Origin of the sequence: Okeania sp. SIO2C9, from assembly GCF_010672455.1 — a bacterium.
Taxonomy (GTDB): domain Bacteria; phylum Cyanobacteriota; class Cyanobacteriia; order Cyanobacteriales; family Microcoleaceae; genus Okeania.
On the sequence record NZ_JAAHGO010000032.1, the window covers coordinates 20364 to 26775 of the forward strand.

Consider the following 6412-nt stretch of genomic DNA (forward strand, 5'->3'; position numbering starts at 1 on the left):
GGTTTATGAACTCTGATGGTACTCGCAGCAGCATTCAGAACCCAGGGTGGTTCAATAGCAACTTCCAAATGGAAGAAGTGGTAGACTTCAACAGTGATGGCACCCCAGATATCCTCTGGCGCGATCATAAAACGGGAAATAACCGCATCTGGTTTATGAACTCTGATGGTACTCGCAGCAGCATTCAGAACCCAGGGTGGTTCAATAGCAACTTCCAAATGGAAGAAGTGGTAGACTTCAACAGTGATGGCACTCCAGATATCCTCTGGCGTAATCAGGAAATGGGAGGAAACCGTATCTGGTTTATGAACTCTGATGGTACTCTCAACAGAAGTCAAAATCCAGGGTGGTTTGATAGTAGGTGGTCAGTAATAGGAGATGATTTTAGTTTGGTTTAGCTTATTGATAGCACAAAAACTAGAAAGTTTTATAATTCAAGCGATGGTAGAGTGTGTTTTGCTGCGCGACATGAAAATGCAATGCAAAGCACTGCCTCTTCCATAATGTTTGTGCGTTACGACGAATTGCTAAATCCATTTAATAGTCATAATTTCAGCCGTCTAACGCACCCGACAATTTTGCTACTTTTTTTTCAAAATAAACAAGAAAAATCCCATTGCCATCATTCCTAATACCATACCAGGTTCGGGTACACTTACATTCTGCAACGGGTTATTGGGATCGGTTAACTGTTCCTTACCATCTTCAACTTTGCGGTTAAAACGGTCTGCTGCTGCTTCTGCGCGTCTGAGTGCTTCCCGTTGTTCGTCGTTAACTAAGACGATCATGGAAGAATAAGGAGTGACTATTTTATAGGTTTTGGCGATCGCGTGAATAGTATCCAATTCATCAAGGGTTTCTAAGTTCATTTGTTTACTCAACCCCAAAACTAACTGTTGAGCTGCTAACTGTTGTGCTGCCAGAGGTGCAAAATTATCTTCTGTTGTTTCCCCACGAGATTTTTTCTCCAGAAACCAAGCATAACCATCGGCAACGCTGACAACAGATTCTCCGAAATTTGATTTTGCGGTTACTTGTTGGAAGACTTGGGCAAGTTTGGTCGCGACACCACCCCCACTTTGTTGAATCAATTTTAATGTGGCATCATCATAAGCAGGTGGCATGGCACCCAAATGCAACATCCACAAAGGTGCAGATAAATTTGGCATCTCTTTATTGTTTCTAGATAATTCATAACTACCTTCATCGCTGACTAATATTACTCCTTTGTAGCGAGTGTCACCTCGTAACTGGAGATACTGTTGCAGCATTTCTTTGTATTGCAGTGTACCGAAAAATGTGACTTTCTCTACATCAAACTGACTGATATCGTCAATGCGTTCGGGTGGCAGTGTAACATTAGTCAGATATAAGTCAGCATCACCATTGCCAAAACTCAGGTCTCCAAAACCATTTTCCAGCAAGGAGTTAATTGTCTTTTTGAGTTCTTTGGTTTGAGTCTTCATACTATAGGAAGTATCAAGTACCACTGCAAAACGTCCGCTTTCTACTAAAAATTCCTCTGGTGTTTCTAGGGGTTGAGCAGAAATGCGATAGTTGTTAGGGAAATTTACCTGATGTTGTTGGGGAGTTTGTTTGGCGATCGCTGGTACACTTGGAGGCAACCATGTTTCTTGATAATCTCTGACAAACTCAGCGTTGTACATTCGTTGAGTATCTTTATTCCAATATATGTTGCGTTTCTCTGTCAACTGGGGTAATGCCCAACTATTGTTTTGTGCCATAACTTGATAGGTTAACCACAGGTGCATTTGAGTGGGTTGTTCGGGGTTTTCTTCTCGTTGGGTTGCGGACAATTTTGCTGGTACGGGAAATGCTCGTAAACGATATTGTCTGGGTCCAACTTTTTCTAGAAGTGCGGGGTCAACGGGTCGCTCTCGTCGTACTTGGGAAGTATAAACTTTTTGAGCTGCACCACGGGGCGAAACTTTGAAAGGAAAACGTTTTTCTAAGTTGTCGGTATCACCTAACCAAATACCTGTAATAACGGCACTTTCTGGAAGGGTAAAATAATAGAGTATTTCTTGGGGTTCAAAGGTTTGATTTTCATAAATTTCATATAGTTCTATATCTGCCCAGTCTCCATGTTCTGTTACTGTAATTTCTTGTTCTTTTAGCCAGACTTTTTGTTCTCCAATATTTAATAATCCAGCCTTAACTTCATCTCGATTTGCTGTTGATTGGATGGCCTGAAGAATTGTTTTTTGTTCTCCTTTTTGGATGGGAGTATCGAAAAATTGACTATATAGTTTTTCTGCTTTTTCTTTATCTTTAGAAGAGCCTTGATATAAGAATGGTGAAATTAGATGATTGAAGTAATTTTGTAATGATTGATTGATCGATTCTGGTAAGCCAAGTGTGCTTCTATACATAATTCTAATTTGGTTACTTTGGGCAGCGGTACCGAGATAACGATATGAGGATAAATAGGCATTTACTAATCCATCTTTAATTAAATTAGAATTAGCCAAAAGTTCTTGGCGATCGCTTTCATCTCTGACTGGTAAATCTAACATTTGAAAAGCTACAACTTGGGGTTGTTGTTGAAATGAAACAAACAAAATCATCCAGGCAGTTATTACTGCAATAACTCCTTGAAATGTACGTTGATGACCATGTTGATTAGCAAATTTTCTGAGTATTCTTTGTCCAGAATGAACGTATAAACTGGCTAATGCTGAGGGCATAAATACAAATAAAGTTGTTGTGAAAGCCAATATAAATAACAAGAAGAGGTATAGAAATACATCGCTAGGAGAGTAAGTTAACTCAGAAATAATTTCTGGAAGCCAATAAAATAAGAAAAATCCTCGTACTAATATTACGGATACTGGCACGGCATAAAATAGTAGTAAGACTCCCACATATAAACCTGTTAATAACATTAGGGTGTGGGCAAACATTTGTAGCCATGACATTAACTTATTTCGATTAGCATAACCATGTAACATTTCCAGAGCAAAAGCGATAATGCTAATGAATATTGTGGCTAAAATTAAAGTGCTAGCTTGAGTAAGTTCTCGCAGTACGAATAAACGTAAAAGACAGAGTAAAAATAGAGGAGCTTCTACGCCATAAAATAAACGAATTAATTGCAGAGGTTGTTTCCGAAAACGCCATCCACCAATAATAGTAAAAATAGTTGGAATTGCTACTATTCCAATGAAAGTCATTAAAAATTGACTGGGAATTAAACCAGAGAAAGTATCTTCAATTAAAGACCATCCAATAGCTGGTAAAATTCCGAAATAGACATATCCCAAAAATGTTACATTCCAAGCCCAAAAGATACTGTAAAAAGTCAGATTCAGAATTTTTTTAATTTTCATCAAGTTTACTCCTAAAAATTATTTAGCGATACTGCTGACGCAACGCTCCGCGAACGCCAATTTTCTCTAAAAAATTAACCTAAATTGTGGTTTAAAGCCTCTCATTTTAAGGGTCTAATAAATAAAAATTTTCCTTTGAGTCAATCCTATTCTTGAAAGGAAGAGGTAATTAATGATTATTAATTATTAATTATTAATTATTAATTATTAATTGTTGAACTATCCATTGCTTTCGGGATCTATCCCCGCTTCTCGCAATAATTGTTCTAACCGTTTAGCACGTTCTTGAGCAATTTCCTTCTCTTGACGTTCCTGTTGAAGTTGTTCTTCTACAACAATGGCACGACTTTCTGCTTCTAAAGCACGATTTTCTGTTGCCTCAAGTTGTTGCTGCACTTCAATATAATCTGTAAATGTTTGGTTATCAGGATAGTACAACATTAGTGTTTCTGTTGTTAACTCAAACCTAATACCCAACCAAGGCGAAACAAAACCATTCATTTCATCAATTATTTCTAGGAAAAGTTCTGAACGTAACCATCCCGTTAAACTATTTTTTGGCGGGTCATATAAATAATATTCTTCTACTCCATAGCGGTCATAAAATAATAATTTGCGGTTCATTTCTTTAGGTGTATTTCCCGGAGAAAGAATCTCAAATACTACTTGTGGAGCAATATTATTTTCTTTCCATTGTTGATAAGAACCCCTGTCTCCTTTCGGCACGCAAAAAAACACCATTACATCTGGCGCTTGTCGTAATTTATTATTTTTTTCTACCGGATACCAGAGTAAATCTCCTGCCACAAAAACTTCATTATTATCTGCAAATAACCAAGCTAAATTGTAATGAATAATTGTAATCCAACGAAATTGAATTGTATTATCTGCCATGGGTTGTCCATCACTATCTGGATAAACTATTTCTGAGTTAGTTTGGGACAAGGGAAGTTGTATTTTCATATTTTATTTCCTCACATTATGTAGGGTGCATTAATGAAATGTAACGCACCATTCCACTTCATCTAAAATTCAACCTATCCATTACTTTCTGGATCTATTCCCGCTTCTCGTAATAATTGTTCTAACCGTTTGGCACGTTCTTGAGCAATTTCCTTCTCTTGACGCTCCTTTTGAAGTTCTTCTTCTACCATCTCTAGTTGTTGCTGAACTTCAATATAATCTGTAAATGGTTGTTCATCAGGACAGTACAAAATTAGTGTTTCTGTTGTTAACTCAAATCTAATACCCAACCAAGGCGAAACAAAGCCATTTATTTCATCAATTCTTTCTAGGAAAAGTTGTGAACGTAACCATCCCGTTAAACTATTTTTTGGCGGGTCATATAAATAATATTCTTCTACTCCATAGCGGTCATAAAATAATAACTTACGCTCCATTTCTTTAGGTGTATTTCCTGGAAAAAGAATCTCAAATACTACTTGTGGAGCAATATTATTTTCTTTCCATTGTTGATAATAACCCCGGTCTCCTTTCGGCACTCCAAAAACCACCATTACATCTGGCGCTTGTCGTAATTTACGATTATTTTCTACCGGATACCAAAGTAAATCTCCTGCCACAAAAATGTCAGTATTATCTGCAAATAACCAAGCTAAATTGTAATGAATAATTGTAATCCAACGAAATTGAATTGTATTATCTGCCATGGGTTGTCCATCACTATCTGGATCAACTATTTCTGAGTTAATTTGGGATAAGGGAAGTTGTATTGTCATATTTTATTTCCTCAGATGTCTTAGTATTTTTAGTATCAAGAAAAGATCATTGTCATGTTTTATTTCCTCACATTATTCAGGGTGCATTAGTGGTAATGTAACGCACCATTCCACTTCATCTAAAAATTCAACCTATCCATTGGTTTCAGGATCTATCCCCGCTTCTCGTAATAATTGTTCTAAGCGTTTGGCACGTTCTTGAACAATTTCCTTCTCTTGGGGTTCCTTTTGAAGTTCTTCTTCAGCAACAGTGGCACGAGTTTCTGCATCTAAAGCGAAACTTTCTGCTTCTAAAACACGATTTTTTGTTGCCTTCAATTGTTGCTGAACTTCAATATAATCTGTAAACGGTTGCCCATCAGGACGGTACAATATTAGTGTTTCTGTTGTTAACTCAAACCTAATTCCTAATTTAGGAGAAACAAAGCCATTTATTTTATCAATTCTTTCCAGGAAAAGTTGTGAACGTAACCATCCCGTTAAACTATTTTTTTGCGGGTCATAAAGATAATATTCTTCCACTTCATAGCGGTTATAAAATAATAATTTACGCTCCATTTATTTGGGTGTATTTCCCGGATAAATAATTTCAAATACTACTTGTGGAGCAATATTATTTTCTTTCCATTGTTGATAAGAACCTCGGTCTCCTTTTGGCACTCCAAAAACCACCATTACATCTGGCGCTTGTCGTAATTTCTTATTCCCTTCTACCGGATACCAAAGTAAATCTCCTGCCACAAAAATGTCAGTATTATCTGCAAATAACCAAGCTAAATTGTAATGAATAATTGTAATCCAACGAAATTGAATTGTATTATCTGCCATTGGTTGTCCATCACTATCTGGATCAACTATTTCTGAGTTAATTTGGGATAAGGGAAGTTGTATTGTCATATTTTATTTCCTCAGATGTCTTAGTATTTTTAGTATCAAGAAAAGATCATTGTCATGTTTTATTTCCTCACATTATTCAGGGTGCATTAGTGGTAATGTAACGCACCATTCCACTTCATCTAAAAATTCAACCTATCCATTGGTTTCAGGATCTATCCCCGCTTCTCGTAATAATTGTTCTAAGCGTTTGGCACGTTCTTGAACAATTTCCTTCTCTTGGGGTTCCTTTTGAAGTTCTTCTTCAGCAACAGTGGCACGAGTTTCTGCATCTAAAGCGAAACTTTCTGCTTCTAAAACACGATTTTTTGTTGCCTTCAATTGTTGCTGAACTTCAATATAATCTGTAAACGGTTGCCCATCAGGACGGTACAATATTAGTGTTTCTGTTGTTAACTCAAACCTAATTCCTAATTTAGGAGAAACAAA

General features: G+C 36.8%; 4 protein-coding genes and 2 pseudogenes. 1 reads left to right on the forward strand and 5 read right to left on the reverse strand.

The annotated features are described in order from the left end of the window. Nucleotides 1-398 (forward strand): VCBS repeat-containing protein (locus tag F6K23_RS22675; RefSeq protein WP_293160048.1); only part of this gene is annotated, 398 nt, incomplete at its 5' end. A 183-nt stretch (nucleotides 399-581) separates the two neighbouring features. Here F6K23_RS22675 and F6K23_RS22680 read toward each other — a convergent pair. The 5 genes and pseudogenes from F6K23_RS22680 to F6K23_RS22700 all read right to left on the reverse strand — a co-directional run. Further along, nucleotides 582-3350, reverse strand: coding sequence for a TIGR02921 family PEP-CTERM protein (locus F6K23_RS22680; protein ID WP_293160050.1), 2769 nt, complete (start codon nucleotides 3348-3350; stop codon nucleotides 582-584). A gap of 219 nt (nucleotides 3351-3569) precedes the next feature. After that, complete coding sequence (locus tag F6K23_RS22685; protein ID WP_293160051.1) at nucleotides 3570-4313, reverse strand: Uma2 family endonuclease; 744 nt, start codon at nucleotides 4311-4313, stop codon at nucleotides 3570-3572. Nucleotides 4314-4387: 74 nt separating this feature from the next. Then, on the reverse strand, nucleotides 4388-5089 hold the full coding sequence (locus F6K23_RS22690) for a Uma2 family endonuclease (RefSeq protein ID WP_293160053.1): 702 nt from the start codon (nucleotides 5087-5089) through the stop codon (nucleotides 4388-4390). 132 nt (nucleotides 5090-5221) lie between these two features. Further along, nucleotides 5222-5986: pseudogene (locus F6K23_RS22695) on the reverse strand (Uma2 family endonuclease). A gap of 132 nt (nucleotides 5987-6118) precedes the next feature. Next, nucleotides 6119-6412 (reverse strand): annotated as a pseudogene (locus tag F6K23_RS22700) (Uma2 family endonuclease); the annotation flags it as partial.